The 17,751-nt window shown below is 67.2% G+C and carries 10 protein-coding genes; 3 read left to right on the plus strand and 7 right to left on the minus strand.

Features of this window, described 5'->3' with window-relative positions:
• Window positions 1-28 precede the first annotated feature (28 nt).
• A complete protein-coding gene (gene tssH / locus WS91_RS29345; RefSeq protein ID WP_059671520.1) occupies window positions 29-2,692 on the plus strand; it encodes a type VI secretion system ATPase TssH in 2,664 nt (887 codons plus the stop codon).
• Window positions 2,693-2,777: 85 nt separating this feature from the next.
• Entirely contained in the window at window positions 2,778-3,902 is a 1,125-nt protein-coding gene (tssA, locus tag WS91_RS29350; RefSeq protein WP_059581624.1) for a type VI secretion system protein TssA, read from the plus strand.
• A gap of 192 nt (window positions 3,903-4,094) precedes the next feature.
• Here the strand turns inward: tssA and WS91_RS29355 are convergent, their stop codons facing one another.
• The 4 genes from WS91_RS29355 to WS91_RS29370 form a co-directional block, all read right to left on the minus strand.
• The gene (locus tag WS91_RS29355) at window positions 4,095-5,021 is read right to left on the minus strand and encodes an OmpA family protein (protein ID WP_038746397.1); all 927 of its coding nucleotides are present in this window, start codon (window positions 5,019-5,021) and stop codon (window positions 4,095-4,097) included.
• Window positions 5,022-5,025: 4 nt separating this feature from the next.
• Window positions 5,026-6,015, minus strand: a complete 990-nt coding sequence (gene tagF, locus WS91_RS29360; protein WP_059581619.1) for a type VI secretion system-associated protein TagF — start codon at window positions 6,013-6,015, stop codon at window positions 5,026-5,028.
• Window positions 6,012-9,935, minus strand: a complete 3,924-nt coding sequence (tssM, locus tag WS91_RS29365) for a type VI secretion system membrane subunit TssM (RefSeq protein WP_038746402.1) — start codon at window positions 9,933-9,935, stop codon at window positions 6,012-6,014. The genes tagF and tssM overlap by 4 nt, the downstream gene beginning before the upstream one ends.
• A gap of 297 nt (window positions 9,936-10,232) precedes the next feature.
• Entirely contained in the window at window positions 10,233-11,084 is an 852-nt protein-coding gene (locus tag WS91_RS29370; RefSeq protein WP_059581615.1) for a M15 family metallopeptidase, read from the minus strand.
• 125 nt (window positions 11,085-11,209) lie between these two features.
• Between WS91_RS29370 and WS91_RS29375 the strand changes: the two genes are divergently transcribed.
• Window positions 11,210-12,187 (plus strand): hypothetical protein, encoded by a 978-nt coding sequence (locus WS91_RS29375; RefSeq protein ID WP_059671521.1) that lies wholly within the window; start codon window positions 11,210-11,212, stop codon window positions 12,185-12,187.
• A gap of 202 nt (window positions 12,188-12,389) precedes the next feature.
• Here the strand turns inward: WS91_RS29375 and WS91_RS29380 are convergent, their stop codons facing one another.
• Genes WS91_RS29380 through WS91_RS29390 form a run of 3 tightly spaced genes read right to left on the minus strand, consistent with a single transcriptional unit; the run spans window position 12,390 to window position 17,355 of the window.
• Window positions 12,390-13,838 (minus strand): TolC family protein, encoded by a 1,449-nt coding sequence (locus tag WS91_RS29380; protein ID WP_059671522.1) that lies wholly within the window; start codon window positions 13,836-13,838, stop codon window positions 12,390-12,392.
• On the minus strand, window positions 13,835-16,072 hold the full coding sequence (locus WS91_RS29385; RefSeq protein WP_059671523.1) for a peptidase domain-containing ABC transporter: 2,238 nt from the start codon (window positions 16,070-16,072) through the stop codon (window positions 13,835-13,837). Before WS91_RS29385 ends, WS91_RS29380 begins: the two co-directional genes overlap by 4 nt.
• A gap of 14 nt (window positions 16,073-16,086) precedes the next feature.
• Entirely contained in the window at window positions 16,087-17,355 is a 1,269-nt protein-coding gene (locus tag WS91_RS29390) for an HlyD family secretion protein (RefSeq protein ID WP_059671524.1), read from the minus strand.
• Window positions 17,356-17,751: the final 396 nt, after the last annotated feature.

Genomic DNA, 17,751 nt, shown 5'->3' on the forward strand with positions numbered 1-17,751 from the left:
ACGATCGAACCTGAGTGGACCGTAACCGATGAGCACGCCCCTGAAGACCCTGATCGCGAAACTGAATCCGGTGTGCCGGAAGGCCGCCGAGCGCGCCGCCAGCCACTGTTTCGCGCGCGGTCACTATGAAGTGGATCTCGAACACCTGTTTCTCGCGCTGCTCGACGAATCGACCGGCGACGTGCCGCTCGTGCTGCGCGCGAGCGGCGTCGATCCGCACGCGCTGCGCGCGGATCTCGAGCGCGAGCTCGACGGACTGAAGACAGGCAACACGCGTACGCCGGTGTTCTCGGTGCATCTGACGGAGCTGTTCGAGCAGGCGTGGCTGATCGCGTCGCTCGATTCGCAGATCGGCCGGATTCGTTCGACCCACCTGCTGCTCGCGTTGCTGACGGGGCCCGATCTCGCGCAGTTCGCGCAGCGGATGTCGTCCCAGTTCGCGCGCGTGCGCGTCGACGACCTGAAGCACAAGTTCGACGAGATCACGGCGGGCTCGCCCGAAGCCGAGCCGCGGCACGCGGAGGCCGAAGTCGCGGTGCCCGACGGCGCGGCGGCGAACGCGCCGCGCGGCCCGTCGAAGACGCCGGCGCTCGACACGTACACGACGAACCTCACGCAGCGCGCGCGCGAAGGCAAGATCGACCCCGTGATCGGCCGCGATGCGGAAATCCGCCAGGCGATCGACATCCTGATGCGCCGCCGGCAGAACAATCCGATCATGACGGGCGAGGCGGGTGTCGGCAAGACGGCCGTGGTCGAAGGGCTCGCGCTGCGCATCGCGGCCGACGACGTGCCGCCGCCGCTCTCCGGCGTCGCGCTGCACGTGCTCGACATGGGCCTGCTGCAGGCGGGCGCGAGCGTGAAGGGCGAGTTCGAGAATCGCCTGAAGAGCGTGATCGACGAGGTGAAGAAGAGCGCGCACCCGATCATCCTCTTCATCGACGAAGCGCACACGATCATCGGCGCGGGCGGGCAGGCAGGCCAGAACGACGCGGCGAATCTCCTGAAGCCGGCGCTTGCGCGCGGCGAGCTGCGCACGATCGCGGCGACGACATGGAGCGAATACAAGAAGTACTTCGAAAAGGATGCGGCGCTCGCGCGGCGATTCCAGGTCGTGAAGATCGAGGAGCCAAGCGAGCCGCTCGCCGCCGCGATGCTGCGCGGGATGGCGGGGCTGATGGAGAAGCACTTCAACGTGCGCATTCTCGACGACGCGATCACCGAGGCGGTGCGGTTGTCGCATCGCTACATCAGCGGCCGCCAGTTGCCGGACAAGGCGATCAGCGTGCTCGACACCGCATGCGCGAAGGTCGCGCTCGCGCACAGCGCGACGCCCGCCGCGATCGACGACACGAAGAAGCGCATCGAGCGGATCGATGCGGAGATCGCGGCGCTCGAGCGCGAAGCCGCGAGCGGCGCCGCGCACGACGAGCGCCTCGCCGCGCTGCGCGACGAGCGCGACGCCGATTCGACGGCGCTCGCCGATGACGAGGCGCGCTACGAAGAGGAGCGCGCGCTCGTCGCCGAAATCGGCGCATTGCGCGCCGAGCTCGACGCCGCGCGCGAGCCGTCCGCCGACGGCAAGCCGGCGGACGCCGACGCGACGCGCGCGAAGCTCGCCGGGCGCGTCGATGCGTTGCGCGCGCTGCAGGGCAACCAGCCGATGGTGCCGCTGCAGGTCGATGGGCATGTCGTCGCGGAAATCGTCGCGTCTTGGACGGGCGTTCCGCTCGGCCGGATGGTGAAGGACGAAATCGAGACCGTGCTCAATCTGCGCGATCTGATCGGCGCGCGCGTGATCGGCCAGGACCACGCGCTCGACGCGATCGCGCAGCGCGTGCGCACCGCGACCGCGAACCTCGAGGACCCGAACAAGCCGCGCGGCGTGTTCCTGTTCGTCGGGCCGTCGGGCGTCGGCAAGACCGAGACCGCGCTCGCGCTCGCCGACGTGCTGTACGGCGGCGAGCGCAAGATGATCACGATCAACATGAGCGAGTATCAGGAGGCGCACAGCGTGTCGGGCCTGAAGGGCTCGCCGCCCGGTTACGTCGGCTATGGCGAGGGCGGCGTGCTGACGGAAGCGGTGCGCCGCAATCCGTATTCGGTCGTGCTGCTCGACGAAGTCGAGAAGGCGCATCCGGACGTGCTCGAAATGTTCTTCCAGGTGTTCGACAAGGGCGCGATGGACGACGCCGAAGGGCGCGAGATCGACTTCCGCAACACGCTGATCATCCTGACGTCGAACGTCGGCTCGTCGGCGGTGATGCAGGCGTGCCTGAACAAGACGCCGGAGGAGTTGCCCGACGCCGAGGCGCTCGCCGAGACGCTGCGCCCGCAGCTCTACAAGACGTTCAAGCCCGCGTTCCTTGGCCGGATGAAGGTGATTCCGTACTATCCGATTTCCGACGACGTGCTCGCCGAGATCATCGAGCTGAAGCTCGAACGCATCCGCGGCCGGATCGAGGCGAACCACAAGGCCGCGTTCGAGTGGGACGAGTCGCTCGTCGACGCCGTGCTCGCGCGCTGCACCGAAGTCGATTCGGGCGCGCGCAACGTCGATCACATTCTGAACGGCACGCTGCTGCCGGAGATCGCCGAGCACGTGCTGTCGCGGATCGCCGACGGCGAAGCGATCGCGCGCATCGCCGCGCGCGCGGCCGAGACGGGCGAATTCGAGTACGCGGTCGAGTAAGGCCGCCGCGCGGCGCGCGCGTCACGCGCCGCGCGTGTCTTCAAGCAACGATGGACGCCGCAACGCACTGACATAGCATTCGACCATGCCGATCAACCTCACCGAGCTGCTGACGCCGATCAGCGAAGCGTCGCCGTGCGGCGACGATCTCCTGTTCTCCGCCGAATTCGACGCGATCCAGCACGCGCGCAAGTTCGACGATCCGTCGCTCGACCAGGGCGAGTGGATCACCGACATCAAGGAAGCGGACTGGGGCTTCGTCGTCGAGCAATCGAGCGCGCTGTTGCGCGAACGCACCAAGGACCTGCGGCTCGCGGTGTGGCTGACCGAGGCGCTCGCGCTCGAGGACGGCATCGGCGGGCTCACGCAGGGCTACGAGCTGCTGGCGAGCCTTTGCCGGCAATTCTGGGATCACGTGCATCCGCTGCCGGACGGCGACGACGCCGAATACCGGCTCGGCAACGTCGCGTGGCTCGCCGGGCGCACCGCCGATCTGCTGCGCGCGGTGCCGCTCACCGACGGCGCGTCGAACGCGTTCAGCGAGCTCGACTGGGACGTCGCGCAGCACGTCGTGCAGGCGATCCGGCGCGACCCCGAGCAGGCGGACGAGATCGCGCGCGGCAAGCCGTCGGTCGAGCAGATCGAGGCGTCCAAGCGGATGACGTCCGTCGCGTTCTATGCGCGCCTGCTCGGCGAGCTGAACGCGTTCCGGACGGCGCTCGACGCGCTCGAGCAGGAGCTCGACCAGCGCGCGGGCGAGGCGGCGCCGAGCTTCAGGCAGGCGCGCGACGCGTACGAAACGGTCTACCGGCTCGCCGAGCGCTTCGCGAAAGAGCAGGGCTACTCGGCCGACGCGCAGCCGCAGGCCGGCGCGCAGAATGCGCCGGGCGCGCCGCCCGAGCGCGCGGAGCCGAGCTTCAGGACGCCGCTTTCCCAGGAGGAGCACGTGCAGAGACATGCGCCGTCAGCGCCCGCGCCGATCGTGATCGCCGGCATTCAGAATCGCGCGCAGGCGGTCGAGCAACTGCGCGCGGTCGCGAAGTATTTCCGTGGGACGGAGCCGCACAGCCCGGTTGCGTATCTCGCCGACAAGGCCGCCGAGTGGGCGGACATGCCGCTGCATCAGTGGCTCGCGTCGGTCGTCAAGGACGACGGCTCGCTCGCGCACATTCGCGAGCTGCTCGGGCTGAAGCCGGACGACAACGCGTGAGCGCGGGCCGGCGCGCGAAAAGCCGGCCCGCAAAAGAAAAAGCGACGGGAGGCTCGAAAGGGCCGTCCGTCGCTTTTTCATTGTGCCGTGCCGCGTGCCGCGTGCCGCGTGCCGCGTGCTGCCGTAACGCCCGTACCATCACATGGATCACATGGCGAGCGCTTCGCCCGCCGCCGTTCGCGCCCGCGCCGCTTACTGCCCCGCGCGGAATTCGATCCGGCGGTTGCGCGCGCGGCCGTCGCTCGTGTCGTTCGACGCGATCGGCTGATCGGGGCCGACGCCCGTCGTCGTCAGTTGCTGCGACGCGATGCCCTTCGTCACCAGGTAGCCCTTCACCGCGTCCGCGCGCGCCTGGCTGAGCGCGATGTTCGACGCGCGGTTGCCCGAGTTGTCGGTGTGGCCGATGATCTCGACCGTGCGGTTCGTCATCTTCGCGAGCGCGCTCGCCATCTGATCGAGGATCGCGCGGCCCTGCGGCGTGAGCGTCGCGCTGCCGGTCTCGAACTCGATCGTGCGGTTCGCGAGCGTCTGGTCGAGCAGGCCCTGCTCGGATGCGCTCACGCGCAGCCCGTTCTTGATCGTGTAGGTCGGGTTCAGCGCGTTCGCCATGTCGCTCGCGAGCTGCTGACGCTGCGCCTCGTTGTGGACTTCGCCCTTCACGTCGATCTGCGTGCCGTCGATCTTCAGCTGTCCTTTGCTGATCTGTTTCAGTTGCGGGCCGATCAGCTTCTGCACGTTCGCGGACCAGTTCGGCGGCGTTGCGACGTCGCCGACTTCGATCTGGTCGACGACGTTCGCGGCGCCGTAGGCGTCGCGCAGGCGCTGCAGCACGGCGGCCTTCGTCGCTTCGTCGGCGACCTTGCCGCCCGCGACGACCTGACCTGGCGCCGCGTTCGCGGGCGGCGGCGACGACACGGTCGCGCCGCCGCCCGCGCCGCTTGCCGCGGCGATGGCGGGTGCGGCGAGCGGCGTCGATCGTACGGGCACGCCGCCCGCGTCGATCGGCGTGACGGTCGCGGGGCCGACGTTGTCGGCGAGCGCCGCGCCGTTGAGCGCGCCGCCGAGCATGAGCGCGGCGAGCGCGAGCCTGAAGCGGGAGGAGGCGAGCGGCTTCGTCATTGCGTCACGCTCCGATGAACGCTTCATGGAACGTGTCGATGCACACGCGCAGCGACAGTTGCGATTGTTCGAGATAACTGACGAGCTTGCTGATCCCATGGTCGTTTTGCGCATGTGCGTCGATCCATTCCGGATCGTCGATGTCGATGTTGTGTTCGGCGTAAGTCTGCGGATCGACCACGCTGTGCAGGGTTTTCGCGGATGCGCCGTTGAAGCCGATGATGAGCCGTTCGCGCTCGGCGATCGTGCCGATGAAGATCGCGAGCTCGAAGTCGGCGCGCGACACGAACGGCGCGACGAGCTCGAGCCAGAACGCGGCGACGAGGCTCCGGTAGAACGGATCGGTCGGCAGCGGCAGCGTGAGCCCGCGCTCGATGTGCGACGTGCCGCTTTGCATCACCGGGCGCAGCAGCGAGCCGAGCGCGAGCATCGCGCCGCGCAGCTTCACCGGGTGGCCGCTCGCGAGCAGCATCTGCTCGAGGCCGTACAGGGTCTGGTGCTCGACGAAATCGTTGAACGTGCCGTCGTGCGCGCTGCCGGGGCCGCCCGTGTCGATCGGAACCTGCGTGTCGCCGAGCACCTGCAGCGCGCCGGGCGGCTCCTGCGGGCCGAGGAGCGACTGCATCTGCGCGGCGGCGCGCGACCAGAGCCGCGCGAACGCGAGCGGGCTGCGCGCGAGGAACGTGAGCGGCCGCTCGACTTCGAGCGCCGTTGCCGCGAGGAACGGGAAGCGCCGGTTCGACGCGTCGTGACTCGCGATCATGTGGCCCGCGATCGCGAGCCGGCTCTTCGAGCCGAGGAACGCGAAGTGCATCGGCTTCGCGCTTTCGTAGACGATCTTCCAGCGCGGGTCGTCGGCGAGGAGTTCCATCGCGCGCGCGATCCAGTGGTCGAGCGTCTGCAGAAGCTGCGGATTGTGCGCGCTCTTGACGAAGTCGCCGCGCGACGGGATCTTGCCGAAGTACGCGATCTGAGCCTGGACCGTTTGCGTCATTGCGCCCCCTGTGCGTTCGATGCGGAAGCCGCCGCGACGGCGGCCTGCGGCGCCGCGGCCACGACGCCCGGGCCCGGCTGCGCGGCCGCGTTGGGCGCGCCGCCCGCGCTCGCGTCGGCGACCGACGACGGCAGGCGCAGGCCGCGCAGGCTCTGCTGCTGCGGCTGGTCGCCGCCGCCGCCCGTCGGCTGCGACGTGCTGATGATGCGCATCGTCACCGACACGCTGACGTTGCCTTGCGTCCACGTCAGATCGAACGTGCCGTCCGGGCGGCGCTTGCGCTGCGCCGAGTTGATCAGCTTCTCGAGGCCGTAGCGGCCCGGCTCGTTGACGAGCTGCACCGTGCGGCCGTCGAACGTCGTCGCGGACAGCGTCGCGCCGGGCGAGCCCTGCGGGTTCGGCCACACGAAGTTCGTCCATTGCGGCGGCGTGTTGCGGTAGCGCAGCTGCTGGCCGTCGATCGCGATCGTGTACTCGGTCGTGCCGCTGCTCGGCTGCGGCAACACCTGGAACACGGTCTGCGGCTCGGACGACGCGGCGGCGCTTGTTGCCGCGCCGCCCGCGAGCGGTGCGACCCAGCGCGCGAAGCCGTTCGTGAAGTCCGGCGTGAGCGCGAGGCCCATGTCGCCCCAGGTGCGCGCGGACAGCGTGTCGCCGCGGCGCACCGCGAGCGGTCCGAGCGTCGTGCCGACGAACTTCGCGATCGAGCCGTCGGGGCCGAACACCTGCGCGATTTCGCTCGCGCCCGCCTCGACCTTGGCGCCAGCGGCGAACGGATACTTGCTCGCGAGCGAGCCCTGGAACGGCTGGTAGACCTGCGCGTTCCACACCTTGTTCACCTCGACGCTCGCCGGCTGGATCACGACCGCGAACGCCTGCATCAGCGGGCGCACGAGCAGCGGGCGCAGCGACTTGCGTTGCGAATCGGTCAGGCCCGTCAGCATCTGCTCGTCGACGAACTTCAGCGAATCGGCGAGCTCCGAGCCGTTGCCGTCGAGCGTCTGCTGCATCAGCTGGCGCGCGCCGGGGCCGGGGTCGCCCTGGTTCTTGATCACGTTGAAGCGCGTGCGGACCTTCGACAGCGTATCCATGTAGCCCTTGAGCATCGACGTGCCGTCGTGCGTGGCGACGATCCGGCCGAGCCCGACGAACTCCTGGCCGATCGGGCCCATCGGCGCGTCGGCGGGATTGCCGTTGATGTCGACGTTCGCCGCGATCTGCCCGCCCGGTTGACGCGTGAACCACTGCTTGACCCAGTTCACGACGCCCGTCTGCGCCTTCTTGATCGTCGCGTTCGCGAGCGACGGGTTGTCCCACGACGTCTGGTCGTACGCGGTCTCGAGCACCTTGCGGATCGGCGAATCCTGCGGGTCGCCGAGCTTGTTCATCGCGTCCACCGCCTGCGTGAAGTTGCCGAAGCCCTGCACCGCGATGCCCTGCATGAACTTCTGCCAGTGCTGCGCGTACTCGGTCTTGTACATCGCCACGAGCGTCTTCTGAATCTGCTCGGGGCTGCCCTCGAGCGTGAGGTCGTCGGCCGTCGCGGTGTTCAGCACCCAGTCCTTCGCTTGCAGTTCCTTCGTCGCGGCGTCGCGGATCGCGGGCTGCACGTACTGGAACCACGCCTCGCGCGTGAACGTGCCGGGAATCGCGTAGCTGCCCGCGACGAGGCCCGTGTTGCCTTCGCCGACGATGCGCGCGATCGTCATCGGCGCGAAGCGGGTCGACGCGCGCGCCTTGATCTCTTCATACACGCGCTGGCGGGCCGGCATGCCGCGCACGACGCGGCGCAGGTTCTCGCGGGTCTGGTCGACGAGCGCGAGGTTCGCCTCGATCATCGGCCAGTCGTTGTCGGACACGCGCGACAGGTAGAACGTGATCATCCGCTCCGCGCTCTTGATCATCTCGTCGCGCGGCATGTTGCCGCGATTCGTCTCGAGCCAGCCGCGCCAGAAGCGCGCGACCTGGTCGGTCAGGTGCGCCTGCTCGACGTGCCGCTTGTCGGACAGCATCAGGTAGGTCTTCAGCGCGTTGTATGCGTCCTCGACGTTGGTCGGCGACGCGTCGTTGTAGAGCCCGCCTTGCTGCCGATTCTGCGCGACGGCGGAGGAGGGCGCCGCGCCCGGCGCGGCGGCGTTCGCCGACACCGCCATCGGGCCCGCCGGTGCCGCCCCCGCTCCCGCCTGAACGGCGCCGGATTCCGGCGCGCGCGTCATCGGCGCGAGCTGGTCCGGATGCGTATTCACGTCCTTCAGGAACGATGCGAGGTTGTCCGACACCGGGTTCAGCAGGATTTGCCGCACGCCGTTGTAGTACTCGGTCAGCAGGTGTTGCTCGAGCCGGTCGCCCTGATACAGGCCGAGCGATACGGACAATGGCTTGTCGCGGCGGAACTGCTCGAGCTGCTCGATCCGGTCTTCGAGAATGTCCATCGCCTGAAGGCGCGATTGCAGATCGTTGCGGTTCTGCTGCAAGCGGGTCACGTTGTCGAGATCGGCCTGCACGTTCGACACGAGCTGCTGGTTGCCGATCGTCGACCACGTCCAGCCGCCGAGCGCGAGCGCGAGCGCCGCGACGAAGCCGAAGAACGTCGCGTAGCGCATGCGCGTCTTCGTCGGGCTCGCGAATTGGCGCACCGTCTGGCGGTCCGCGAAGATCACCTTCGAGAACAGATCGCGCAGGAAGAAGCCGTTCTTCGAGAACGCGCTGTGCGGCTTCGGCAGGCTTTGCGCATCGAGGCCGAAGCGATTCGCGATCCGCTGCGCGGCGGCGCTGTTCGTTTCGCCTTCCTGCAACGCGCTCGTGAAGTAGAAGCCGCGGAAGATCGGCTTGTACTGGAACGGATTGTCCTCGAACAGCGTCGCGAGGAACGAGCGCAGCGCGGGCTTGATCGTCGAGAATTCGAGCGGGAAGCTCAGTTGGCCGGGCGAAAGCTTGTTGCCGCGGCTGAGCGACAGTTGCGCGACGCTGATCTCCTTGAGCCCTTCGTACAGTTCTTCGAAACGCTCGTCGAACAGCGCGACCACGTCGCGCTTCTCGTCGGGCTCGTACGGCAGGGTCGCGCCCCACACGCGGTCGTATTCCTGGCGGTCGCTGCTGCTGAAGAATTCGGTGAAGCCCGTGATCAGATCGGCCTTCGTGAACATCACGTAGACGGGCGCGAACACTTCGAGCTTCTCGGTGAGCTCCTGCACGCGCTGGCGCAGGTTCTTCGCGAGGTTGATCGCGAACTCGGGACGGTTGCCGGTCAGCTCGGCGATGCTCGCCGTCACGATGATCCCGTTGATCGGCGCCTTCGGACGATGGCGCTTCAGCAGATCGAGGAAACCGAGCCATTCGCTGCGGTCTTCCTCGTGCACCGAATAGCGGCCCGCTGTGTCGAGCAGAATGCCTTCCGTCGTGAAGAACCAGTCGCAGTTGCGCGTGCCGCCGATCCCGTGGATCACCGCGCTGTTCTTGTCCGCGAACGGAAACTGCAGCCCCGAATTGATGACGGCGCTGCTCTTGCCGGCGGCCGGATTGCCGATCACGATGTACCACGGCAGCTCGTACAGCGCCGAGCCGCCCGACACCTGGCCGATCTTCGACGTCTTGATCGTCTTCACCGTGTCGGAGAGGCGCAGGCGCAGCACGTCGAGATCGGCCGGCTTCGAGGGCTCGGCCGCGGCGGCGGACACCTTGCCCGTTTCGGCCTGCTGCTCGAGGATGTCGCCGAGCTGGCGGTTCGCGCGGCGCACGCGCGAGCGGCGCCAGAGCTTCGTCGCGAGCCACAGCGCGAGCGCGGCGGCGAACGCGGCGGCCGCCCACACGAAGCCGGTCTGTAGCGCATCGGCCGCGATGAACAGAACCGCCGCGAGCGCGGCGAAGCCGACGATCGTGAGCGTGCGAGGGTGAGTCAACACGTTGAGGAAGCGTTGCATAGGACGTTCAGGTTCCGGTGCGATTCAGATTCAATAAGGCGAATTAGGCGACGACGCGGTCCGCGTGCGCGCGCGGTGGGCGCATGCCGCGGCGACAAGCGTGACGGCTTCGAGTGACGTCACGTTGTCGCGAATGCATGTGGGGAGAGGAAAGGCCGCCGCAGCGAGGCCGGCGACGGCGCGTTCGTGCGCGGTGCGATCGTCGGCCGGCGCGCGCCGATCGAATGAATGCAGGATTGTGTTCCTGTCGCGATGTTCGGTTGCCCCATGCCGCCCTCATTATTTCCTGCTCGTCCTTTATCGAGCGGACGAGCGCCCGAGCTTGAAGCCGGGCTTATGGTATTCGACGTGTCCGAGGTCCATCATTTTCCATCGGCCACCCCAGGTCAAGCCAACCTCTTCGGCGACTTGTCCGTACAACTGATAGCCTCGCATGGCCCACGGATCTTTTTCCGAGATGACGAGCTTGCCGTCGCGCAGGAACGCGTTGTCGGCCGCCAGACCGTATTGGTGATAACTCTGGAACGCCGCCGCATTGGTGACGTTGCCGCCCATTTGCGCCAATCGGTTTTGCCGCTCGGGGCTGCGATAGCCTTCGAGCAGCGCCATTTCATAGCCGTATCGCTCGTGCATGATCTTGTAGGCGAGCAACAGGCGCGTTCTGAAATCGGTATCGAGCAAATTCCAATCGCGGCTTGCGTCCTTCAGCGCGGGCCGGACCTGCTCGACCTCGCGAGTGGCGAAGACTTCGGGCGGCAGCGGCAACGGCGGAACGAGCTGCTCGCCTTTTAAAAGCGCGGCAATTTTCTCGTCCGGCGCGCGTAAAGTGTCGTCGTATTGGAATAGTTGCCGACCGCGTAACGCGATAGCAATCAATGGAGGCGTCGCAAGAATACCTGTCGTGGTCGCAATCAGCAAGCGCCGCCGCACTAGTAAATTTTGCATGCCGCTTAAAGTCGAGCGCGACATTTTTGCCGATTGCTCGAGACGCGCGCGCGCACGGGCGGCGCGATCGGATGCGCGCCGGCTGATTCGGCCGTGGAATTGGGCGACCGAATCGAATACCGTTGCGCGCACTGCCGGTAATAACAGCAGCGCCGCGGCGAGGACGGCGACGGCGAAATATGCGACTAGAACGACGGCAATCAAAGAAAACCCCGGAATATGGAATCGATTGTAATTTGCAATGCTTGATCTTAGAATCAGGCCTGCTTCCGCGAAGGCCGGGACAATATTATTGCGGCGAATTAAACCAGGATTCAACGAGACACTGAATGAGCGCGCCGGACGATTCGAATTCGAAAGCCCCGCCTAGCCTGCTTTCCTCCGATGCCGGCAAAGAAAGCGGTGCGAACAACTCGCGTATTCTCGCGAATCTTGAAGGTCGCGTCTCCCCCCAGCCCGAAAACGCACCGCGTTCGCGCAAAGGCCCGATCGCGCTCGTCGCGCTCGCAGTCGTCGCCGTAGCCGGGTGGGGTGCATGGCGATTGCAGCAGTCTTCCACTGAACAAGGCGAAGTCGCGGCCGCCGCGTCGGCGCCCGTGGCGGCGGCCGCGCCCGCGAGCCATGCTGCGACCGCGAGCGTGACGCAGATCGCGCAGGCATCGGCGCCGCAGCCCGCGACGATCGTCAACGACGACAGCGTCGCGAACGACGTGAAGCCGGCCGCGTCGGCGGCGGGCGAGAGCCGTTTGTCGCGCGCGCTCGCGAACGGCGCATCCGACGTGTCGGCGACCGAGGCCGCCGCAGGAGCGGCCACGGCCGCTGCCGCGATTGCGGCGGTGAAGCCGGCGAAGAGCGCCGAGAAGAGCACGCTGAAGAGCAGCACTGCGAAGCAAGATGCGGCGCACGCGAAGGCGGAGGCCGCGGCGCGCAAGCGTCGCGAGAAAGCGCAGGCCGTCGAAGCCGCGCAGGCGAAGAAGCCGCGACGCGAGGCCGTCGCGAAGAAAAGCGGGAAGAACGGGAAGGACGATCCGGATGCCGATCTGCTCGCCGCGCTCGTCGCGCGAACGAAGCCGGCCGATTCGGCGAAGCCGGCCGCCGACGCGGCGAAATCGAGCGCGAATGCGGCGACGAAAACGGTAGCGGCGGCGACGTCCGCATCGGCCGATGCGTCGCTCGCCGCGCGCGTGAAAGCGTGCGGCGAGCGCGGTTTCTTCGAGGATCAGCTCTGCCGCTGGCGCGTGTGCGAGAACCACTGGGGCAAGGACCCGGCGTGCCCGACCTCCGCGACGCAGAACCGTCAACCGTGATGCGCGCGTGACGTCCGGCGTGCTCGCGGCGACACGCATGTAATGTGCCGCGCGTCAGCCCGGAGCCCTGCGGCGGTTTTTCAATCTTTCGTTTTTCAAGATCGATGCCGAATCGCGGCGCGCGTCGTCGCGCTCTGCGATTCGTTCGGCAATCGTTTCGCCATCCCGATCATGCATGCGGCGGCATCGCGGCCACGTTCGTTCAATGCGCGGACCACAAGCCGATGCTGCCGAGGCTCGCCGCGAGCTTGAGCCGCGCGGTGCGCCATTTCGATAGCGCCTGCACGCGCTGCTTCTGCGCGTCGGCGAGCGCTGTCTGCGCATTGAGCAGCTCCGTGAACGTGCCGACGCCCGCCTTGTAGCGGCCTCGCGCGATGTCGAGCGAGTGCTGCGCGTCGCCGAGCAGGTCCTTCGAGTTATCGAGATTCGCGGTGTCGGTCTGCAGGCTCTGATAGCTCTTCCACACGTCGAGCGATACGTTCAGCTCAGTGTTCTGCACGTCGGCTTCCTGCGCGTCGGCCTGTGCCTGGGCTGTCTCGACGCGGTAGCCGGACGCGAAACCCTCGAAGAGCGGGATCGTCACCTGCACGCCGATCATGCTGCCGTGACTTCCGGTGGTCTGGATACCGAACTGCTGCTGATATGAAGGACTGTTGCGACTGAGGCTGCCGGTCAACGAGATGGTCGGGCGGCCCTGCGCGCGCGCCGCGTCGACGTTCGCGCGCGCCGCGTCGAGCTTCGCGCGCGCGGCGACCAGCTTCGGGTGCTGCCGCTTCGCTTCGTCGATCAACTGCGCGACGCCTTCCGCGAATTCGTTGCGATTGACGGCCGCCTCGGCGGGCGCGATTTGCAGCGGCGTGTTCGCGTCGAGCCCCATTGCAACGGCGAGCGTGCCTGCTGCGTTCTGCACGTCGCCTTCGGCGCTCACGCGATCGAGCACCGCGCGGCGGTAGCTCGTCTGCGCCTGCAACTGGTCGCTCAGCGTGCCCGCGCCGGCGTCGTGCTTCGCTTTGGATTCGGTGAGACTGTCCTGCGCCGCGCGTTCGATCGTGCGCGCCGCATCGACCGACGCCTGCGCGTCGCGCAGGGTGTAATACGCTTGCGCGGCGTTGAAGAGGATCGTCTGCAGCGTGTCGTCCTGCGTTGCATTGGCGGCGGCGAGCAGCTCGCGTGCTTGCCGCAGCGCCGCGCTGCGCTTGCCGAAATCGAACAGCACCCAGCTCAGGTTCAGCGCGCCGTAGCGGCTCGTTTGGGTTTGCCTTTGCGTATCGCTCGCGGTGATGGAGCCGAAATTCGCTTCATAAGTCGTCGATTGCCAGTTGCGCTGAACGCCGGCCGTTGCGTTCAGTGCCGGCAAATACGCGGCTTCCTTAACGCCGACCTGCGCGGCCTGCGCGCGCGCGTTCGCCCATGCCTGGCGCGCCTGCGGATTCGCGCAGATCGCCTGGAGCATCGCGTCTTCGAGTTCGATCGGACGGTTCGCCAGCTCGGGCTGGCACGTGGCGTTCTTCAGCATCGGCGCGGCGGGCGACGCCGACACGTTCTTTCGGGTTCCATAGATATCGAGCCACTGCGCGTGCGCCGCGTGCGACGCGAAGAGCGCGAATACGCCGGCCGTGACGAGGGTGCGTGCGGATTTCATCGCGATCATCGTCCCGTGACGGGTTGCGTTGCTGCCGGCGCGGGCGCCGCGGCCGGAGCCGATGCCGTCGCCGCAGCGGGTGCCGTGCCCGGAGCGGCCGCCGGCTTCGGCGCCGCGGCGAGCGCGGCCGTCGGCTTGTCGAGCGCGACCTTGCCCGCGTCGAGCATGATCACGCGCGACGCGGACGCGATCGTCTCCGGACGGTGCGCGACGATCACGCGCGTCATCTTCAGCGCGCTGACCGCGGCGTTCACCTGCCGTTCGCGCTGCAGATCGAGATGGCTCGTCGCCTCGTCGAGCACGAGAATCTTCGGGCGCTTGTAGAGCGCGCGCGCGAGCAGCACGCGCTGCTTCTGCCCGCCCGACAGCACCGTGCCCATGTCGCCGACGAGCGTGTTGTAGCCCATCGGCATCGCGACGATGTCCGCATGCACGGCGGCGAGCTGCGCGCATTCGGCGACCCACTTCGGATCGGCATCCGGATCGAAGAAGCTGATGTTGTCGGCGATCGAGCCGGCGAACAGCACGTCGTCCTGCAGCACGGTGCCGACGAGCGAGCGCAGCCGGTCGAGGCCGAGGCGCTCGACGTCGACGCCGCCGATCTTGATCTTGCCGCCCGTCGGCTCGAGGATGCCGAGCAGCACGTTGACGAGCGTCGTCTTGCCGCAGCCCGACGCGCCGATCAGCGCGACCGATTCCCCCGGCTCGATCTTCAGCGACACGCCGTCGAGCACGGTCGGCTCGCCTTCGGCGTAGCGGAACATGAGGCTGTCGGCTTCGATGCTGGCGCTGAGATTCTCCGCTTCGCCCGGCACGTGCCGCTCGCCCGCATCGGATTCGCTTTTCGCGAATACGATATCGGAGAGCCGCTCGCCCTGAAGCTGCAGCATCTTCACTTCGAAGAACTTGTCGATCAGGCTGCCGACGCGGCTGTCGAACTGCCCTTTGTATGCGTTGAACGCCATCAGCACGCCGACCGTGAATTCGCCGTCCATCACGAGGCGCGCGCCGAGCCAGATGATGACGAGCCCTTCGATGCCGAACAGCAGGCCGTTCAACTGCTGATACAGCAGTTGCAGTTTCTGCACGTGAAGGCCCGCGTTGATCTGCTCGACGAGCAGCGTGAGCCAGCTCGAACGGCGCTCGGTCTGGCGGTTGAACAGCTTGATCGTCTTCACGCCGCGCACCGTTTCGAGAAAGTGGCTCTGCTGCTTCGCGGTGTGAATGATCTGGTCCTCCGTCGCGCGGCGCAGCGGCCGATACCAGAGCCAGCGCAAGAGCGCATACAGCGCCATCGCGCCGAGCGCGACGAATGCGAGTGTGCGGCTGTAGACGAACATCATCGCGAGCGTGACGATCGTCATCAGCCCGTCGATCACCGCGGACAGGAACGACGTCGTCATCGTCTGCTGGATCGTGTCGATCGAGCCGAAGCGCGAGACGACGTCGCCGAGATGGCGGCGCTCGAAATACTGAACGGGCAGGCTCAGCAGGTGCGTGAACACGTTGGCGCGCCATTGCACGTTGAGCGTCGTGCCGAGATACATCAGCGCCCACGCGCGGATCGCGCTCGTCGCCCGCTGCATCAGCAGCAACAGGCCGAAGCCGAGCGCGAGCACGGTCAGCAGGTCGCGATCGGCGCTGACGATCACCTCGTCGATCACCCATTGCAGGAAAAACGGCGACACGAGCGTGAACACTTCGAGCGCGATCGCGAGCACGATGATCTGACCGAGCGAGCGCGACAGCCCGGACACGGGGCCGAGCAGTTGGCGCAGCTTCACGGCGGGCGACGCCTCGCGCGGCTTGAAGCTGCCCGTCGGCCACAGCTCGAGCGCGACGCCCGTGAACGAACGCGAGACTTCGTCGAGCGACAGCTTGCGCACGCCCTGCGCCGGATCGTGGATGATCACGTGCTTGCCGCTGACTTCCTTCAGCACCACGAAGTGGTTGAAATTCCAGTGCAGCACGCAGGGCACGCGCAGTTGGCCGAGCTGATCGAGTTCGAGCTTCAGCGCGCGCGTGCCGAGATCGAGGCGCTGCGCGATGTCGATCACGCGGCCGAGGCCCGCGCCTTTGAGCGACACGGGGAAGCGGCTGCGCATCGTCGCGAGGTCGACGTGATGGCCGTGAAAGCCGGCAACCATCGCGAGGCACGCGAGGCCGCATTCGGCGGCTTCGGTCTGCAGGAGCATCGGCAGTTTGCTGCCGACGCCGAACGAGAGACGATCGAGGAGTGACATAGGCTGGGATCGCGTCAGAGTTTGCCGGTCAGGCTGTAAAGAGGCTCGAGCACCCACTCGTACAGACGGCGGCGCTCTTGCAGGACGTCGGCTTGCAGCGCCATGCCGGCTTGCAGCGGCTGCGCTTTACCGTAGGCCGTCACGCTTTGCGACTTCAGCGCGACCGTGATCCGGTAGTACGTGCCGCTCGCCGTTTGCGCGGTGGGGCCGCCGCTCGTCGCGAGCTCGGCCGCCGACAGCGCCGTGCGCGCGATCGACACGACGCTCGCTTCGTACTGGCCGAACTTCTGATACGGGTACGCTTGATAGCGAACGAGCACGCGATCGCCGACATGAATGAAGCCGACCGCGGCGCTCGGCACGAACAGATACGCCTGCCAGTGCGCGTTCGTCGGCACGATGCTCGCGAGCGGGTGCGACGTGTCGGCCGTCTGGCCCGGCTCGGCGATCATCGCGGTCGCGGTGCCCGTTTCCGGTGCGGTGACGACGAACTCGCGCTTCGCTTCGCTTTCGATCAGCGTGCGATCGACGTCGATCACGCTGCGATCGATTTGCGACAACTGGTTCTGCTGCTTGAGCGACAGCCCCGACATATCGTTGAGCGCTTCCTTCAGCGTCTGCGCGGTGCTCGCGCGATCGCGCATCAGGCTGTTCAGCTTCGAACGCTGATCGAGCAGATCCGCCTGGCGCTGCTGCGCCTGATCCTTCGAGATATAGTCCTGCGCCAGCAGGCCGGCGTAGCGCGACGCCGCATCCGCCGCGATCGACGCGCGCGTGCGTTGCGCGGCAATCTGATCGTCGATGCCCGAGAGTTCCGCGCGCAGGCTCGCGATCTTCGATTGCAGCGTGTCGCGCTCGTCCTGCTGCAGCCTCCTGGTCTTGTCGAGCTCCTGCTGCAGCGATGTCTTGCGTTGCTGCGCCTGTTCGATGAGCGCCGCCTGAGTCTGCCCGGCGGCCGCGCTTTGCAGATCGGTGGACACCGTGTAGAGCACCTGTCCGCGCGTGACGTGCTGCCCCTCGACGACGTTCTTCTTCAACACGACGCCTGTCTGCTGCGCATAGACTTTGACGAGGCCCGTATCCGGCGTGAGCACGCCGTCAACCGTCGTGCGGCGCGTATAGGTGCCGAACGTGAAGAGAAGGATCACGCCGAGCGCCATGCTCGCGGCGGCGGTCGCGAGCACGGCGAACGTCACGGGGCGAATCAGCACGATCTCGCCGAGTGTCTGCGTGCGCTGCGCTTCCTGTGCGGCGGTACGAAAGAGTGGAGTATTGGGCGTCATGAAAGGACTGCCGAAAGTAGCGTGTAGGTCGGCGCGAAGTTGCGTCGCGGCGGCGTCATGCCGCTCGAGCGCCGCGGCAAATGGGCGTGCGTTTCGCGTCGAGTGGGCGGTTGCCGCGCGTGGTGGCTTCGAGTCGTGCTCGAGTCGGGTCGTGCATGTCTAGCTCGTCATGGATGTCGTCACGATCTCGCGGCGAACGAAGCCGCAAAGCGATGCGGTGCTCGGCGTGATATCGGCGAATCGTCCGCAGCGGTCGCTCGCTGAAGCGCGCGGCCCTGGCCTCGGATGCGGGCGATTCGAAATTCGGTGGCGTCGCATCAGAAGTTATCGGAGCGGGGCCGAACAGGAAAGCGCGTTGGCCTACGTTTTGACCATCTTTGAAGTCTTTCCCCCAAC

The organism is Burkholderia sp. MSMB1498, from assembly GCF_001526245.1.
In the GTDB taxonomy this organism is placed as follows: domain Bacteria; phylum Pseudomonadota; class Gammaproteobacteria; order Burkholderiales; family Burkholderiaceae; genus Burkholderia; species Burkholderia savannae.

What these genes read in the sequence shown, in the direction of transcription:
- tssH (WP_059671520.1), top strand. Translation starts at nt 29, where the DNA reads ATGAGCACGCCCCTGAAGACCCTGATCGCGAAACTGAATCCGGTGTGC.
- tssA (WP_059581624.1), top strand. Translation starts at nt 2,778, where the DNA reads ATGCCGATCAACCTCACCGAGCTGCTGACGCCGATCAGCGAAGCGTCG.
- WS91_RS29355 (WP_038746397.1), bottom strand. Translation starts at nt 5,021, where the DNA reads ATGACGAAGCCGCTCGCCTCCTCCCGCTTCAGGCTCGCGCTCGCCGCG.
- tagF (WP_059581619.1), bottom strand. Translation starts at nt 6,015, where the DNA reads ATGACGCAAACGGTCCAGGCTCAGATCGCGTACTTCGGCAAGATCCCG.
- tssM (WP_038746402.1), bottom strand. Translation starts at nt 9,935, where the DNA reads ATGCAACGCTTCCTCAACGTGTTGACTCACCCTCGCACGCTCACGATC.
- WS91_RS29375 (WP_059671521.1), top strand. Translation starts at nt 11,210, where the DNA reads ATGAGCGCGCCGGACGATTCGAATTCGAAAGCCCCGCCTAGCCTGCTT.
- WS91_RS29380 (WP_059671522.1), bottom strand. Translation starts at nt 13,838, where the DNA reads ATGATCGCGATGAAATCCGCACGCACCCTCGTCACGGCCGGCGTATTC.
- WS91_RS29385 (WP_059671523.1), bottom strand. Translation starts at nt 16,072, where the DNA reads ATGTCACTCCTCGATCGTCTCTCGTTCGGCGTCGGCAGCAAACTGCCG.
- WS91_RS29390 (WP_059671524.1), bottom strand. Translation starts at nt 17,355, where the DNA reads ATGACGCCCAATACTCCACTCTTTCGTACCGCCGCACAGGAAGCGCAG.